The 15,782-nt window shown below is 67.9% G+C and carries 13 protein-coding genes; 7 read left to right on the top strand and 6 right to left on the bottom strand.

Going from position 1 to position 15,782, the window contains the following annotated elements:
- On the top strand, positions 1-926 hold a 926-nt coding region (locus A5747_RS10610; RefSeq protein WP_142245520.1), incomplete at its 5' end, for a sensor domain-containing protein.
- A 30-nt stretch (positions 927-956) separates the two neighbouring features.
- On the opposite strand, the gene A5747_RS10605 is transcribed toward A5747_RS10610, so the two are convergent.
- Both A5747_RS10605 and A5747_RS10600 read right to left on the bottom strand, forming a co-directional pair.
- On the bottom strand, positions 957-1,526 hold the full coding sequence (locus tag A5747_RS10605; protein ID WP_076063958.1) for a hypothetical protein: 570 nt from the start codon (positions 1,524-1,526) through the stop codon (positions 957-959).
- Between the two features lie 303 nt (positions 1,527-1,829).
- Positions 1,830-2,978, bottom strand: coding sequence for an adenylate/guanylate cyclase domain-containing protein (locus A5747_RS10600; protein ID WP_233148012.1), 1,149 nt, complete (start codon positions 2,976-2,978; stop codon positions 1,830-1,832).
- Between the two features lie 25 nt (positions 2,979-3,003).
- Between A5747_RS10600 and A5747_RS10595 the strand changes: the two genes are divergently transcribed.
- Complete coding sequence (locus tag A5747_RS10595; protein ID WP_076123803.1) at positions 3,004-3,501, top strand: DNA-deoxyinosine glycosylase; 498 nt, start codon at positions 3,004-3,006, stop codon at positions 3,499-3,501.
- Here A5747_RS10595 and A5747_RS10590 read toward each other — a convergent pair.
- Positions 3,496-4,884 carry an amidase gene (locus tag A5747_RS10590; protein ID WP_076123786.1) on the bottom strand — a complete coding sequence of 463 codons (1,389 nt, stop codon included), beginning with the start codon at positions 4,882-4,884 and terminating at the stop codon, positions 3,496-3,498. The two genes, A5747_RS10595 and A5747_RS10590, sit on opposite strands and share 6 nt — an antisense overlap.
- 47 nt (positions 4,885-4,931) lie before the next feature.
- Here A5747_RS10590 and A5747_RS10585 point away from each other — a divergent pair, with 47 nt between their 5' ends.
- The 3 genes from A5747_RS10585 to A5747_RS10575 all read left to right on the top strand — a co-directional run bounded on the left by A5747_RS10585 (position 4,932) and on the right by A5747_RS10575 (position 9,900).
- The gene (locus tag A5747_RS10585) at positions 4,932-5,366 is read left to right on the top strand and encodes an HIT family protein (protein WP_076123785.1); all 435 of its coding nucleotides are present in this window, start codon (positions 4,932-4,934) and stop codon (positions 5,364-5,366) included.
- A 4-nt stretch (positions 5,367-5,370) separates the two neighbouring features.
- Positions 5,371-5,820 (top strand): nitroreductase family deazaflavin-dependent oxidoreductase, encoded by a 450-nt coding sequence (locus A5747_RS10580; RefSeq protein ID WP_076123784.1) that lies wholly within the window; start codon positions 5,371-5,373, stop codon positions 5,818-5,820.
- 114 nt (positions 5,821-5,934) lie between these two features.
- The gene (locus A5747_RS10575; protein WP_083700309.1) at positions 5,935-9,900 is read left to right on the top strand and encodes a bifunctional diguanylate cyclase/phosphodiesterase; all 3,966 of its coding nucleotides are present in this window, start codon (positions 5,935-5,937) and stop codon (positions 9,898-9,900) included.
- Positions 9,901-9,904: 4 nt separating this feature from the next.
- Here the strand turns inward: A5747_RS10575 and A5747_RS10570 are convergent, their stop codons facing one another.
- From A5747_RS10570 to A5747_RS10560, 3 genes are all read right to left on the bottom strand, one after another.
- Positions 9,905-10,936, bottom strand: coding sequence for an LLM class flavin-dependent oxidoreductase (locus A5747_RS10570; protein WP_076123783.1), 1,032 nt, complete (start codon positions 10,934-10,936; stop codon positions 9,905-9,907).
- 138 nt (positions 10,937-11,074) lie between these two features.
- Positions 11,075-12,193, bottom strand: a complete 1,119-nt coding sequence (locus A5747_RS10565) for an FAD-binding protein (protein WP_076123781.1) — start codon at positions 12,191-12,193, stop codon at positions 11,075-11,077.
- A complete protein-coding gene (locus A5747_RS10560; RefSeq protein ID WP_076123779.1) occupies positions 12,190-13,017 on the bottom strand; it encodes a uracil-DNA glycosylase in 828 nt (275 codons plus the stop codon). The genes A5747_RS10565 and A5747_RS10560 overlap by 4 nt, the downstream gene beginning before the upstream one ends.
- A gap of 70 nt (positions 13,018-13,087) precedes the next feature.
- Between A5747_RS10560 and A5747_RS10555 the strand changes: the two genes are divergently transcribed.
- Together A5747_RS10555 and A5747_RS10550 are read left to right on the top strand one after the other, a co-directional pair.
- A complete protein-coding gene (locus tag A5747_RS10555; protein WP_076123776.1) occupies positions 13,088-14,329 on the top strand; it encodes an MFS transporter in 1,242 nt (413 codons plus the stop codon).
- 19 nt (positions 14,330-14,348) lie between these two features.
- Positions 14,349-15,716: an FAD-binding oxidoreductase gene (locus tag A5747_RS10550; protein WP_076123773.1), complete on the top strand. Its 1,368-nt coding sequence runs from the start codon at positions 14,349-14,351 to the stop codon at positions 15,714-15,716.
- Positions 15,717-15,782 lie beyond the last annotated feature (66 nt).

The raw sequence follows: 15,782 nt of genomic DNA, 5'->3' as shown, positions 1-15,782 counted from the left end.
CACCTGCGGCCGCCGCCAACACCCCACCGCCGCCGCAAAGTTCGGCGCCAGCGTATTCGGGCGCGACCGGGCCCGCGTCGGGTCCGATACCGCGGGCGCCGCAGACCGGTCAACCGTGGGCCCCGGCCAGCGGCCCGGTGCCCGCGGCCGGCCAGCCCGCCGCGTATTACCAAGGCGCCGGCCCCAACTGGGGCTCACCCCCGCCCCAACAACCCTGGAACCAACCACCCAAACCTAAACGCAACCCCTGGCCCATCATCGCCGCGGTCGCGGTTGTGCTCGTCGTCGCCGTCGCCGGCGTGGGTATCTGGCTGATGATCCGGCCCAAACCGGCGCCCCCGCCGCCCGACCCGATACCGGCCGACCGTCTGAGCGCGCTCCTATTGGGCCCGTCGGACATCAACTCCATCATGGGCTCGTCGACCATGGAGCCCGGCAAACCCATTCAGTCCATGGATACCTCGTCGGTGACGCTGTCGTCGCCGGACTGCCAGGGTGCGCTCTACACCAGCCAGGATCCGGTGTACGCGGGCAGCGGCTACACCGGAGTGAGCGGGCTGGTTTCCTCGGAACCGGGGGACAACTACGACCACTGGGTCAACCAAGCCGTGGTTCGCTTTCCGTCGGCCGATAAAGCCAAGTCGTTCATGCAGACCGCCGCCGGCAAGTGGAAAGGCTGTGCCGGCAAGACGGTGACTGTGACAAACAAGGGCAAGACGTACCGGTGGACGTTCGCCCAAATCAACGGCAGCCCACCGAAAATGACGGTGCTGGACACCCAGGAAGGCGCCGACGGCTGGGAGTGCGAGCGCGCGATGAGTCAGGCGAACAACGTGATCGTCGACGTCAATGCGTGCGGCTACCACATCACCGATCAGGGCGGTCAGATCACCGACAAGATCGTCGGCAAAATCGCCACCGAGTAGTCATAACGAAAAGTCATACGGCTGGGTCGATTACAGATCCGGCCCCTCCGCGCGCAGATCATCGACCGCCGACATCGCGTCCCGCAACTTGGCGAGCCACTCCTCGGTGTGCTCACCCACCAGCTTGACCGCCCAGGCCAGCGCGTCGGCACGGGACCGGGCGACACCGGCGTCGACCAACGTGTCGAGCACCTGGCGTTCCGGCTGCTTCAAGCGCGTCATCACGGGTACTGCGATGTGCGTGAACAGAATTCGCTCGGTGCCGGTCTTGGAGCCGACCTCGACGCCCCAGGAAACCTTGCGGCCGTAGCGATCCTGCGCTTCGTCGGCGATGTTCATCCGCTCGGAGCGGGTCTCCTCGCGGAAGCGCGACACCCGGCCTTCGGCGCGGGCCTCGCTCTCATCGCCCTCGGGTTCCGCCAGCTTGCCGATGACGGTGATCTCTTCCCGGTCGACGATGACGGTGGGATCGCCGTCGAACCAGCTTTCGGGTAGGCGTCCGGCGAACCATTCCGCGGCGCCGCTGGCATCCGGTTGCTGGGCTTGGTGCCAGCCCCCCGGTCGGCCGTAGCGCCGCCCGCCGGTGTGATGTGATTTCATGATTACATAATTACACGCTTACACATCTAAGGGAACAGTGTTCACCCGGAGCGAACCTGAGCGAGGTTGCGGACGCCGGCGGAGGGCGGCGAGTAGCACCGACACGACGCGCTGTCCGCCGCGCGAACGATCGCGTCCCTGCGCGGGAAAAGCGTTGATATGCATCGTCGGGCGGCGTATTTTTGGGAGCGAAGCAGGCCCGGAAGCGACCATCTCGAAGCGCCGGAAGAAGGGGAAGAAACCGGCCGCGTAGGACATAGTCCAACGCCCCCCAAGAGTCGCCCGGGCCTGCCCCTATTTGCGCTATGTGCTTGAGGCTGCCCGGCTGCGCGAACGGTTGGGCTCACCGCCTCGGCGTATACGGAAGAGTTTGACCTCGTTCTTGATGCCCTTGAGGCGGCGCGCCCCGGCGAACGACCCCTCGAAATCACCGGCGTCGCCGATGGTCTCCCAGACCGAATCGGCGACCAGCACCGTGCCCGGTCGCGCCACTCCGGTGACGCGGCTGGCCACGTTGACCGGACTACCGAACCAGTCCCCGGCCCGGCTGACCGCCATCCCGGACGCCACTCCGGCCCGCAACCGGGGAAAGTCGTTGTCGGTGTCGACGGTTTCGACGAGCTTCACCACGACATCGAGCAATGGCGCCGGTTCGGGGCAGACGAACATCACCGCGTCGCCGATCGACTTGATGAACCGCACCGGCGGTGTGGTCACGTCGCGGGCGAGGTAGCCCAGCCGGGTGGCGAGCTGGCCCAGGTCTTCGGCCGGAATCGCCTCACCGAGCCGGGTGAACCCGACGAGGTCGGCGAAGGCGACGGTGACCTGGCGCGCCCCGGGCAGCGGCTTGCCCGCGGCCCGCTCCGCGGCGTTGACCGCCTCGGTTTCCATCGTGTGGCGCAGCTGCATGAACAGCATGTTCTCGACGAGCGGCCCGAGCAGCGGCGCGATCCGGCCGACCAACGCCTTGGACGCCTTGGCGATTTCCAGCTCGGTGGCGCCGGGCCGCATAATCGCCGACAGCGCGGTGAAGCGCATGACCTCGGCGGTGCGCGACAGGCCTTCGGCGAGCACCCGGACCACGAGCACCAGTTTGTCGGGATCCAGGCCTAGTTCGAGGAATCGCTGGGTCAAGGCTGCGGCTTCGCCGTCGGCGCGCATGTGCACGGCCGCGTCGGGGTCGTCGACCCGGGCCAGACCGATGGCGCGCTGCACCCGCTGGAGCAGATCCAGGTCGATGCCGTAGGTCTCGCTGATCTCCCGGGTGGACACATACGTGCCGTCGTCGCCGATCAGGTGGCGGCTGGCCAGCAGCAGCGGCGGGTGGGCCGTCCGAATTTCTTCGGCGGTGATGCCCTGCTCGAGCAGCCACTCCACGAGCTCCGCACGCTCGGTCCGCGCGGTGCCCTCGAGACCGTCGAGCAGATCCTCGTCCACGTGGTCAACGTACAACGCCGCCGCGCGATGATGTGCGGTGATGAGTACACCGCTACTCCAGGGGTTCCCGCCGGTTGTCGACGAGCGCGCCACGGTGCTGGTCCTGGGGTCATTTCCGAGTGTCCAATCGCTGGCGGCCGGCCAGTATTACGCGAACCCGCGAAACGCGTTCTGGCCAATCATCAGTGAGCTTTTCGGCTTCGACGCAACCGCGCCGTATGACTCGCGGCTGCGCGCGCTGCGATCACACGGTGTCGCGCTCTGGGATGTGCTGCACCGGTGCCGCCGGGTCGGCAGCGCGGACTCGGCGATCGACCCTAAAAGCTTGGTGGCCAACAACTTTGCCGAGCTCTTCGCCAAGTACCCGGCCATCGCGCGGGTCTACTTCAACGGTGCCAAGTCGGCCGATCTCTATCGCCGGCTGGTCCCTCCGGTCGGAGGGATCCACTACCAACGGTTGCCTTCGACCAGCCCGGCTCATGCCGTGCGCCCAGGCGTCAAACTTGCGGCCTGGCGGGTGATCTGCGCAACGTCATGAGAGCGGCGGGCGCCGGTGGGCCCACGGTCTGGCCGACTCGATCTGGGCGGAGAGCGACAACAGCGTCGCTTCGTCGTACGGCCGGCCGACCAGTTGTATCGCCAACGGCAGTCCGTCGCCGTCGAAGTCCCACGGCACCGCCGCGGCCGGCTGGCCGGTCAGGTTCCACACCTGCTGATAAGGAACACGCTGCCCCGCCGCCAGCAGCGTCCAGGTGGCGCCGCGGCGTTGGTAGGCGCCGATCCGCGACGGGCCCGTCGCGTTGCCCGGCGTGACGACGACGTCGACATCGTGGAAGATCGACTGCACCCGATTGCTCAGCGACGCCTCCGCGGCGCGCAGCGCGGCCATCCGCCGATCGGAGAAGAACGATCCCGCCCGCGCCAGATTTCGGGTGCGCGCTTCGAGGCGTTCCGGGTGGGCCAGCGCGTCGGCGTCGTCGCAGATGCCCCGCAGATAGCGAGGCAGGTAGTTCGTGTAAAGCGTCGGCGGATATTCGGGGTCGCGCGTGATGACCTCGTGGCCCAGCTCGCGAAGCAGCGCACCGGCCTCCTTGACCGCCGCGAGCTGTCGCTTCCCGACCCTGGCGGGGAACGGCGTTGGAACCTTGGTGCTCAAGGCGATTCGCAGCTTGCCGGGATCGCGAGCGGCCGCGGCCACGAACTCGCCTTCGGGTCCGGGCACGGTCGTCGTCGCGTCCAGAAACAGGGCGGCGTCCATGACAGACCGGGCGATCGGGCCGTTGACGCTCAGCCCGTACCAGGCGTCGTCATGCGGCTCCAGCGAGATCCGGTCGCGTTGCGGTTTCAGCCCGAACAGCCCACACCAGGTCGCCGGGATCCGGATGGAACCACCGCCGTCGGATCCAAGCGCGAGCGGCGCCAGCCCGGCGGCCACCGCCGCGGCGCTGCCACCGCTGCTGCCACCCGGCGTCCGCTTCAGGTTCCACGGGTTGCGGGTCGCCCCGAACGTCAACGACTCGGTGTAGGGAAACATCATCAGCTCGGGCACATTGGTCTTGCCGATGACGACCGCACCGGCGGCGCGTAGTCGGCGGACCACTTCCCCGTCGGACGTCACCGCGGGACGGTGTCCCCCGCTGCCGAAGGTCGTCACCTCGCCGGCGACGTCGACGTCGTCCTTGATCGCGATCGGCACCCCGAGCAGCGGCAAGCGCTCACCGGCGTCGAGGCGGTCCTGCGCCATCGCGGCCTCGTAACGCGCGGTGTCCGAGAGCACCACGCGGTAGCAGCGCAACTCGCTGTCCAGCCGCGCAATCCGCTCCAGGTAGACCTCGAGCAGCTCCGCGGCGGTCAGTTCACCGTCGGCCAGCATCCGGGCCTGTTCGGCCGCGCCGGCAAAGGCCACCTCGCGAGCGTCCACTGCGGCAGCGTATCGCCCCGAATGAGCCAGCCAGTACCGTAGGCGATATGTCCTGCGTGTTCTGTGCCGTCGTCGCCGGCGAGGCGCCGGCCATCCGGATCTACGAAGACGAGGACTATCTGGCGATCCTCGACATCCGCCCTTTCACCCGGGGGCACACCCTGGTGCTCCCCAAGCGCCACACCGTCGATGTCACCGACACCCCGCCGCAGACGCTGGCCGAGATGATCACCATCGGCCAACGAATCGCGCGCGCGGCCCGCGCGACCGAGTTGGCCGACGCGACGAACATCGGGATCAACGACGGCCCCGCCGCTTTTCAGACGGTGCGCCACATTCATCTGCACGTGCTGCCGCGGCGCAACGGCGACAAGCTTTCGGTCGCCAAGGGGATGCTGCTGCGCCGCGACCCGGACCGGGAGGTCACCGGCCGGATTCTGCGGGAGGCCCTCGCCCGGATCGACGCGAGTCAGTCAGACTGAGCCGATGGACAATCTGACAATGGTGGAGCGCCTGGTACTCGTCCCGTTCCTGCGCATTCACGACGCCGTCTACCGGAAGACCGACGGCCGCATCGGACACCGGATCCCGGGAATGCCGCCCAGCCTCCTGTTGCACACCGTCGGCGCGAAGACCGGTCAGCCGCGGAGCAGCACGCTGACCTACGCGAAGGACGGCGACTCGTATCTGGTCGTCGCGTCCGCCGGCGGCAACGACAAGTACCCCGGCTGGTACCACAACCTGCGGAAGCAGCCGAATGCCGAGATCAACGTCGGCTCCAGGCGATTCCCGGTCACCTCGCGCACGATCGCCCCTGACGACTCCGACTATCCGAGGATGTGGGAGCTCGTCAACAAGAACAACGCCAACCGGTACAGCGGCTACCAGAGCCGGACGTCGCGGCCGATCCCGGTCATCGCGTTGACGCCCGCATAAAAACTGCACGAGCTGCGGAAAAGCGTCAGCAAACCCTGCCGAGCGGTTTATTCTGCCCTAGCGCGGTGAAGCCGGGATGTGTTCACCGCAAAGCGCGGACCGGCTGGAGCGGCGATGACACGCTGGACGGGAAATCCCTGGCGGCGCCTCGGCCTGCCCGCGCACATCGGTTGGCTGGTCGCCGGAGGGTACGGTGTGGCGGCCCTGCTGGTCGCGGCCTCGTCGATCTGGCGCTGGCGCGGCGCGTATGCGACTCGGCCCGTCGACGAAGTCGTGTTCGCGCTGTGTCTGGTGGCGGCGGCGGCATGCGCCGGCTATGCGGCCCGTTGCTCGACGGAGCGGCGCCGCCGATTCGGCTGGCTGGCACTGGTGACCGCCCTCGTGGGCTGGGCGATCGGTGAGGTCCTCTGGTCGGTGTATGAGGTGCGTCCGGTAATCGAGCACGCCAGGCACCCCGCCGCGGCTGAGGCCGTGTTCACTTTGTATCCGATCGGGGCCCTGACTTCTTTGGTCCTGTTGTCCAAACTGTCTCGCCACAGTCCGCGCCGACTCGTGCTGGACGGTCTGATCGTGGCGACCTCGCTGTTCGTCATCTCGTGGGTATTCGTCCTCGACAAACAGCTGCGCGAGGACACCGGCTCACGGCTGGCCACGCTCGTGGAGGTCTTTGCCGATGTCGTCATCCTGTCGACGGCGATCCTGATGCTGTCACGGGCCCGTCCCGGCGAACCCCCGAGCCGGACCCTGCTGGGCGGCGGGATCGGGACGATCGCCATCTCCGACATCGCGATGGTTTTCCAAACTGGGGTGGGCAGCTATCACCTGGGCGATCTGTCCGACCTAGGGCGGGTGGCCGGCTTCGCGCTGATAGCGCTGGCCGGCCTTACCAGCGTCCGCGAGTCGCCCGTGGCGTCGCCGCCAAATCAGACACCGTTGCGCGCCCTGCTCTGGCTGCCATACCTGCCGCTGCTGCTGGCAGCCGCGGTCGGGCTGGGCCACGCACTGGGCCAGATGGCGCACGGGCCGCTGCTCGCCGCCCTCGGCATCCTCGTCGCCGGCGTGCTCGTTCGACAATTCCTGGTCCTGGTCGAAAACCAGAGATTGTTGTCCGAAGTCGCGCGGGAAGCGTTTCGTGACAGCCTGACCGGTCTGGCCAATCGGACACAGTTCCTGCGCGAATTGGAACAGGCCGTCGCTCAACGCCTTCCCGACGCGACACCCATTGCGGTGTTGTGCCTCGATCTCGACAACTTCAAGTTGGTCAACGACGCGTTGGGCCATCCGGCCGGCGACGAACTGCTGATCCGCGTCGCCGGGCGGCTCACCGCGTCGCTCGGGGAGGACGGCACCGTGGCGCGCCTGGGTGGCGACGAATTCGCCGTCCTCATGGAGGGTTCGGTCGAAGAATTGCAAGAGGCGGCGCACCGGGTTCTGCAGGCCTTCACCGCGCCGATCGTGATCGACGGTGTGCCGGTGGCGGTCCGGCCGAGCATCGGCTTCACAATGGCCACCGCAGACTCCACTTGCACCGTCGACCAGCTCATCCGGCACGCCGACTTGGCGATGTATGCCGCCAAACGCGAAGGCGGCCAACGTATCCGAAGCTTCGTGCCCGATCTGCCCCTGTCCCATGGGTTCCAGCAGTTCAGTGACCCGCCGATGGCGGCCGTCGAAGATCGGCTAGCCGCCACCGCGGTGCACCATGAAACGGAGCCCGCGGTCGAGCCTATGGCCGAAGTCAGGGTGACCACACCGGACCAACCGCACGACACACCCGACGGCGTTCGGTGGCCGCCGAGGTCAATCCGAATTGCCCTGGGGCTGTTGCTGGTTGGTGTGATCGCCTTCGGCGCGACGAGCATCCTCAACCCGAGCGCCGGGCACAGCGTCTTCTCCAAATCCGCGTACGCGGCGTTGAACCTTTTGGCGGCCGCGGTGATTGCCTCTCGCGCGTATCGCGTGCCGGCCGACCGTTTGGGCTGGGCCCTGATCGCGGCCGGCATGGCGGTTTCGGCGCTGGGTGACGTCATCTACGACCTACGCGTGCCGGACGGTCAGTCACCCTCGGTGGCCGACCCGGAGTACGTCCTGTTTTACCCGTTGGTTTATGCCGGGCTCGTCGTAGTCATGCGGGCGCGCCTGACGCGGGTGCCGATCCCGATCCGGCTCGACGCGCTGGTGTGCGGGCTGGCCACCGCCGCGGTGGCCGTGGCGCTGTGGACGGGCCCCATCCACGCGGCCGCGACCCGCGCACCGGCAACCGTACTCATGGGCCTGATCTATCCGTGCGGCGACCTGGTGCTGCTGGCCCTGGTCGCCGGCATGCTGCCGATACTCGGGTGGCGCAACGGATTGCGTTGGGGCCTACTCGTTTTGGGCTTTATCGGTTTCGCTGTCGCGGATACGGCGTATTTATTGCAGACCTCCGAGGGCACATACCGGGTCGGCAGCGCGCTCGACGCCCTCTGGCCCGCAGCGTCGCTACTGGTGGCGACGGCGAGCTGGACCCCGAGGTCGTCCGTGGTGCCGCTACCGCGACGCGGGCTTAGCTACTACGCCATGCCGGTGGCGTGCACGGTCGCGGCGCTTGCGGTCGTCGTCTTGAGTCAGCACTCCCGCCTGGCGGCCACCCTCGCCGCGCTGAGCCTGATCGCGGTCACCGCGCGGTTTTCCGTCACCTTCCGCGACGTCAGCATGCAGGCCGAAAGCCACAAGCTGGCGATGACCGACGAGCTGACGGCGCTGCCCAATCGGCGATCGCTGGCGACGGCCCTCACCGCGCTGGCCGACTCCGTGCGGACGGGACCCCAACCGACAAACTCACCGGAACTCCCTCCGGCACTGAGAACCCCCTCACGCCAAGCGCTTCTGATAGTGAAGCTCTGTGACTTTCACAAGATCACCGGCTCGATCGGCCGCCACTTCGGCGACGAACTGTTGTGCCGCGTAGCGGATCGAATTGAGAAGAGCGTCCGCCGCGAGGACGTGGTTGCCCGCACCGGTGATGACGAGTTTGCGATTCTGCTTGCCGATGGGCCCGACGTCATTGCCGTTCGCGCACAGGCAGGTCGCCTACTCGAGGCGTTGAGCGAGCAGTTCGCGCTGGATCCGATGACCGTGCAAGTCGACGCGTGCATCGCGATCGCGCTGTACCCGGACCACTGCGACCACCCACAGGAGCTGCTGAATCGGGCGGAAACGGCCATCCCGCAAGCCAAGACCGCCAATAGCAAGATCGCGGTGTATGAGCCGGCGTTCGAGCTGTATCGCGACAACGACCCCAACCTGATCGACGAACTACGCGCGGCGCTGTTCGACGGTGACGAACTGACGCTGTATTACCAGCCGAAGATCAATGCGCGCGACGGCAGCGTGCACAGCGTCGAGGCGCTGCTACGCTGGCACCATCCCACCCGCGGATTACTGCTACCCGAGGAATTCCTGCCCGCCGCCGACCGCGCCGGCCTGATGCGAAAGGTGGCCAACCGCACGCTCAATCGCGCCCTCGAACAGATCCGGTCCTGGCGTGGGCAGGGCATCGCGCTCGCCGTCGCCGTCAACCTCTCGACAACGAACCTGCTCGACCTCGACCTGGTCGGCACCATCGAGAGGCTGCTGCAGACTTACGGCCTGCCCCCCGACGCCCTGATCATCGAGATCACCGAGAGTGCGCTCGTCGATTCGGCACGATCCCGAAACACCGTCGCCGAGTTGCAACGCCTCGGCGTTCGCATTTCGATCGACGACTACGGCACCGGGTGGTCGTCGCTGGCACGCCTGCAGGACGTCTCGGTCGACGAGCTGAAACTCGACCGGATATTCGTGGCGCGGCTGGCCCAAGACCCGCGATCGGTCGCCATCGTGCGCTCCACGGTGGCCTTGGCGCGCAGCCTCGGAGCCGACCTGGTCGCCGAGGGAGTCGAAGACGAGATCACGCTCAGCGCGCTGCGGCGGTATGGCTGCACGATCACGCAGGGCTTCGTCCACAGCCCGCCACTGCCCGCACCCGAATTGCGGCGGTGGATCGCCAGCCACGCACCCGGTTCGGATTCGAAATCCGAAGCGGGAGTGAGCGACTGATCGGCTAGAAGAGCTCCTTCGCCAGCAATTCCAGGGTCGCCACGCGCGCCGGCGCGGTCTTGGGATCGGTGCCGCGATGGGCCGAGGCGACCGGGTTGACCATCACCTCGTCGACGCCGAACCGTTCGGCAAGTGCCCGCACCTGTTCGGCGGCCTCTGCGGGCGCACCCAGCACGGCACGCTGCAGGCCGCTTTCCACGATGCGCTGCTGCTGCGGTGTCAGCTCCGCGACTTGAGCTTCCTCGACCAGGGGCACCGGCCCAAGCGGCTGCCCGGTCCGTAGCTTCGCCATCATCTGGAGGTTGGGCAGCATCAACGCCGTTGCCTCGTCGCGTGTTTCGGCGACCGCGGCGTTGACCGTCAGAAACGTCACCGGCTCCGCCGCGAGGTCGCTGGGCCTGAACCGGGAGCGGTAGAGCTCGAGCGCCTCTTCGGTTCCCTTGCCGGAGAAGTGATGGGCGAACACGTACGGCAGCCCCTTGGCGGCGGCCAGATGCGCCGAGTACATCGACGATCCCAGCAGCCACAGTCGCGGTTCGGTGGCGGCGGCCGGGGTGGCCTTCAGCGTGTAGTCCCCGGAACGCAGTGGCACCCGCACTCCGCGCGCACTCATCAGTGCCGCCACGTCGTCGAGGTATTCGGGGAAGTGCTCGATGTCTTCCTCGCCACGGCCGCCGCGCAGGGCATACGACGTCACTGGGTCCGACCCTGGCGCCCTGCCGATGCCCAAGTCGATCCGACCCGGGGCGGCCGCCTCCAGCAGCGCGAACTGCTCGGCCACCGCCAGCGGCGCGTGGTTGGGCAGCATCACGCCACCCGACCCGAGGCGCATCTGTGAGGTCTGCGCGGCCAGGTAGGCGATCAAGACCGGCGGGCTGGTGGCCCCCACCGACGGCATGTTGTGGTGTTCGGCGACCCAGTAGCGGGTGAAACCCAGACGATCGGCGGATTGCGCCAGCGCCACGGTGGCCGCCAGCGCATCGGAGGTCGTCTGGTCGGTGCGCACCGGGACGAGGTCGAGGACGGAAAGTCGCACGATGGCGTCAACGCATGCGGGCCGGCGAACGTTCCCGGCTCAGGGCTGTTGGGTGTGACCACAGGGCGGGATTTTGGCCGATTTGTCGCCCAGGCTGCACACTCAACGCCGTCAGCGGAGATCGTTGACGTCGCACGCTCAGTAGTCCTTGAGGGTGAGCGAGTTCACGATGTTGTCGAAGACGTCCTGCGGGATCGGCGCACCGCCGGGGATGTTGTCGATCACCAGCCACTGGTTGCGCTTGACGTAGTCGTGAAACTCCTTGTGGTAGTTGGCAAAGCCGAGTTCGTAGTCCTCGCCCGCCGCGGCGAGCTCACCCGCCAGGACGTAGGCGCCCAGCAGCGCGACGCTGGTGCCCTGGCCCGACAACGGCGAGCAGCAATACCCGGCGTCGCCGACGAGGGCCACCCTGCCCTTCGACCAGCGGTCCATCTTGATCTGCGCCATCTCGTCGAAGTAGAAGTCCGGAGCGCTCCGCATGTACTCCAGCAGCTGCGGGCGCACCCAGCCGTCGTCGGCCATCCGCCGTTCCAACTCGGCGAGCTGGGCCTCGGTGTCGCGGTAATCGATCCGCAGGTCGGGATCCATGAAGCCGACCATGGCCCGGGCCTCGGAGTTGTCGCGCGCGCTGTAGAGGCCGACCATGGTGGAGTCGCCGTAATGCCACCGCTGCCAGTAGTCGAGGTCCAGGAAGTTGGGCACGGTGAAGATCGCCGCGTGGGTACCCAGCCGCTCGATGAATTGCTCCTCCGGGCCGAAGGCCAGTCGGCGCACGTTGGAGTGCAACCCGTCGGCGCCGATCACCAGGTCGAAGCCGCGCGCGGCGGCGCGCTCGAACGTCACCGCGACCGAGGTGCCGTCGTCCTCCAACGCGACGATGCTGTCGTCGAACAGGTATTCGGTGTTCAGTTGGGTTGCCTCGTAAAGCAATTCGACGAGATCGTCGCGCAGCAGTTCGATGTCGGGGTTGGCGATGAGCCCGCCGGTCGGCGTCGATTCGGTGTCCTGGGACAGCTCGTTGCCGTCGCGGTCGACGACGGACGCGCCCCTGATGCGGGTGCGGCGGTGATCGGCGGCGGCCCGCAGCGCCATGCGTTCGAGCACGCTCAGGGCCGGGCCCCGCACGTCGATGGCCTGACCGCCCGGCCGCAGCCCAGGATGGCGTTCCACCACGGTTACCGAATAGCCATGGTGCGCAAGCCAATACGCCGCGGTCGTGCCGGCCACGCTGGCGCCGGACACCAGAATATCGGTCACTTGATTCCTGCCAGCCTCTTCGCGTGGGTGAAGACGTCGTCGAGCATTACCGGAGTCAACCTACCGGTGAACATGTTTTGCTGGCTGGGGTGGTAGCAGCCGAGCAGACGCACGCCGGACGGCAGCGTCGCGACGGCCCCATGCCCGAACCGCGGTTTGCGCATCCCGGCCACGCCGGGTAGCCGCAGCGCGATCTGCCAGGCGAACCCGCCCAGGGCGACGACGACGCGCACATGGTCGGACACCAAACGCCATTCGGCATCCAGCCAGGGCCAGCAGGCGTCCCGTTCCGCGGTGGTCGGCGCGTTGGCCGGAGGTGCGCAACGCACGGGTGCGGCGATCCGAATTCCGTTGGCCCGCAAGCCGTCCGCGGCGTCGACGCTGGTCGGTGAATTCACCAGCCCGGCGCGATAGAGCGCCGCGTAAAGCTGATCCCCGGACCTGTCGCCGGTGAACATGCGGCCCGTCCGGTTGGCGCCGTGCGCGGCGGGCGCCAGCCCGACGATCAACACCCGCGGGCGTTCGGATCCCCACCCCGGCACCGGGCGCCCCCAATAGGGCTGGTCGGCAAAGGCTCTGCGCTTGATGACGGCGACATCTTCCCGCCAACTGACCAGCCGCGGGCAGGCACGGCACACGCTGACCACCGCATCGAGCTCCGGTATCGAAGCGGCCCGGGCGGCCAGCGCCGAAACCTGCGCGGCGTCGGCGGCCACCGGGGTCCGCGGGGTGGCCGGGTCGCCCGGCCAACCGCTGCCGGGCGCGACGGGAGAGCCGAACGCCTGGCCGGTATTCGGATGGGCGAGCACATGAACATCCTGCATTCACGCGGTGCGACCGAAAAATTCGGTCGCCCTAAATGCGGCTTTGGCATAAATTCAGCCGCGATATCCCATGAAAAGCAGCGGCCCCGCGGTTCTGATCCTGTTCGCCACGCTGATGGCGGCGGCGGGAACCGGCATCTCGATCGTCGCGTTCCCCTGGCTGGCGTTGCAACACAACGGCAGCGGGCGGGCAGCGTCCATCGTGGCGGTGGCGATGACGCTGCCGCTGGTGCTGTCCACGCTGGTCGCAGGCACGGCCGTCGACTCGTTTGGGCGGCGCCGGGTGTCGCTGGTCTCCGATTCGCTGTCCGGCACCGCGGTGGCCGCCGTGCCGCTGATCGCCTGGTTTTTCGGTCCGAGAGCGATCAACGTCGTCGACCTCGCGGTGCTGGCCTTCTTCGCGGCCGCTTTCGACCCGGCGGGGACCACGGCGCGGGAGTCGATGCTGCCCGAGGCCGCCGGCCGGGCGCGCTGGTCGCTGGACCGGACCAACAGCATCTACGAGGCGATTCAGAACCTCGGGTTCATCGTCGGTCCGGGTATCGGCGGTTTGATGATCGCCACGGTCGGGGGCGTCAACACGATGTGGCTCACCGCCGGGTTGTTCGGGTTGTCGATCCTTGCGATCGCGGCGCTGCGGCTCGAGGGTGCCGGCAAGCCACACCACGCGACCCGGCCCACCGGGCTGGTGTCCGGCATCGCCGAGGGGCTGCGATTCGTCTGGAACCTGCGGGTGCTACGGACGCTCGGGGTGATTGACTTGTTCGTCACCGCGCTGTACTTGCCGATGGAAAGCGTGCTGTTTCCAAAGTATTTCGCCGACCGCCACCAACCGGCGCAGCTGGGTTGGGCGTTGATGGCGCTGGCGATGGGTGGCGTGGCGGGCGCGCTCGGCTATGCGGTGCTGTCGAGATTCATGCGGCGACGCGCGGCAGTACTGACCGCGACCCTCACCTTCGGTGCGGCAACGGTCGGAATCGCGTTCCTGCCGCCGTTGCCGGTGATCCTGGCGCTGTGCGCGGTGACCGGCGTGGTCTACGGGCCGATTCAGCCGATCTACAACTATGTGATGCAGACGCGGGCGCCGCATCATCTGCGCGGTCGAGTGGTCGGCGTGATGACGGGGCTGACCTACGCCGCCGGCCCGTTGGGCCTGCTGGTGGCGGGTCCCCTGGCGGACGCCGCCGGACTGAAGGCCACGTTCTTGACGCTGGCGGTGCCCATCCTGTTGATCGGGCTCGTCGCCTGCGGGCTGCCGTCGCTGCGCGAACTGGACCGCGCGGCGGAGTTCGCTGTCGAACCCCGACCTTGAAACGGCCTAGGATCGGGCCGTGAACTCGGATGCGCTGGCCGGCCTGATCGCCGGGCTGCCCGACGGGACCGTCGTCACCGACCCCGCGATTACCGAGGGCTACCGCCAGGACCGCGCCTTCGACCCATCGGCCGGCAAGCCGCTGGCCGTCGTCCGGCCACGCACCACCGAAGAGGTCCAGACGGTGTTGCGCTGGGCCACGACCAACCGGGTGCCGGTGGTGCCGCGGGGAGCCGGCAGCGGGCTGTCGGGCGGAGCGACGGCGCTGGACAACGGGATTGTGCTGTCGACGGAGAAAATGCGCGACATCACCGTCGATCCGGTCACCCGCACCGCGGTATGCCAGCCCGGGCTGTTCAACGCCGAGGTGAAGAAGGCCGCCGCCGAGCACGGCCTGTGGTATCCGCCGGATCCGTCGTCGTTCGAGATCTGCAGCATTGGAGGCAACATCGCGACCAATGCGGGCGGACTGTGCTGCGTGAAGTACGGCGTCACGACCGACTACGTGCTGGGCATGCAGGTGGTGCTCGCCGACGGCACCGCGGTGCGCCTGGGTGGCCCGCGTTTGAAGGACGTAGCCGGCCTCTCACTGTCCAAGCTATTCGTGGGCAGCGAAGGCACGCTGGGCGTCATCACCGAAGTGACGCTGCGGCTGCTGCCCGCCCAGAACGTGTCGAGCGTGGTGGTAGCCACCTTCGCGACGGTGGAGTCGGCGGTGGACGCGGTCCTCGGGGTCGCCGCGCGGCTGCGCCCGTCGATGCTGGAGTTCATGGATTCGGTGGCGATCAACGCCGTCGAGGACACCCTGCGCATGGACCTCGACCGCGGGGCGGCCGCCATGCTGGTGGCCGGCTCCGATGAAAGGGGGCGCGCGGCATCCGACGACGCCGAGGTGATCGCCGCCGTGTTCGCGGAAAACGGTGCAACGGAGGTGTTTTCGACCGACGACCCGGACGAGGGCGAGGCCTTCGTCGCCGCTCGCCGGTTCTGCATCCCGGCGGTGGAGGCCAAGGGCTCGCTGCTGCTCGAAGACGTCGGCGTGCCGCTGCCGGCGCTGGGCAAGCTGGTCACCGGGATCGAGCGCATTGCCGCCGAACGCGAGTTGATGATCTCCGTGATCGCGCATGCCGGCGACGGCAACACCCACCCGCTGATCGTGTACGACCCCGCCGATGCGGCCATGACACAGCGCGCGCACCTCGCATTCGGCGAGATCATGGACCTCGCCGTCGGCCTGGGCGGCACCATCACGGGTGAGCACGGTGTCGGCCGGTTGAAGCGGCCGTGGCTGGACGGCTACCTCGGGCCCGAGGCAATGGAACTCAACCGGCGCATCAAGAAGGCGTTGGACCCGCTTGGCATCCTGAATCCCGGTGCGGCGATTTAGCTTTCGGTGTACCGACTGTGAATCTGGCGACGCGTTCGCGGCGTGTCGCGTCGTGAAATTCACGCT

Source organism: Mycobacterium sp. IS-836 (assembly GCF_001954275.1).
Classification (GTDB): domain Bacteria; phylum Actinomycetota; class Actinomycetes; order Mycobacteriales; family Mycobacteriaceae; genus Mycobacterium.
The sequence above is the reverse complement of the archived record's forward strand: the minus strand, read 5'-3'. Positions and strand labels throughout refer to the sequence as shown.

Bases quoted from the DNA above. Each gene is read 5' to 3' on its own strand.
- A5747_RS10595 (WP_076123803.1), top strand. From the start codon at position 3,004: ATGAGTACACCGCTACTCCAGGGGTTCCCGCCGGTTGTCGACGAGCGC.
- A5747_RS10575 (WP_083700309.1), top strand. From the start codon at position 5,935: ATGACACGCTGGACGGGAAATCCCTGGCGGCGCCTCGGCCTGCCCGCG.
- A5747_RS10585 (WP_076123785.1), top strand. From the start codon at position 4,932: ATGTCCTGCGTGTTCTGTGCCGTCGTCGCCGGCGAGGCGCCGGCCATC.
- A5747_RS10605 (WP_076063958.1), bottom strand. From the start codon at position 1,526: ATGAAATCACATCACACCGGCGGGCGGCGCTACGGCCGACCGGGGGGC.
- A5747_RS10555 (WP_076123776.1), top strand. From the start codon at position 13,088: ATGAAAAGCAGCGGCCCCGCGGTTCTGATCCTGTTCGCCACGCTGATG.
- A5747_RS10560 (WP_076123779.1), bottom strand. From the start codon at position 13,017: ATGCAGGATGTTCATGTGCTCGCCCATCCGAATACCGGCCAGGCGTTC.
- A5747_RS10580 (WP_076123784.1), top strand. From the start codon at position 5,371: ATGGACAATCTGACAATGGTGGAGCGCCTGGTACTCGTCCCGTTCCTG.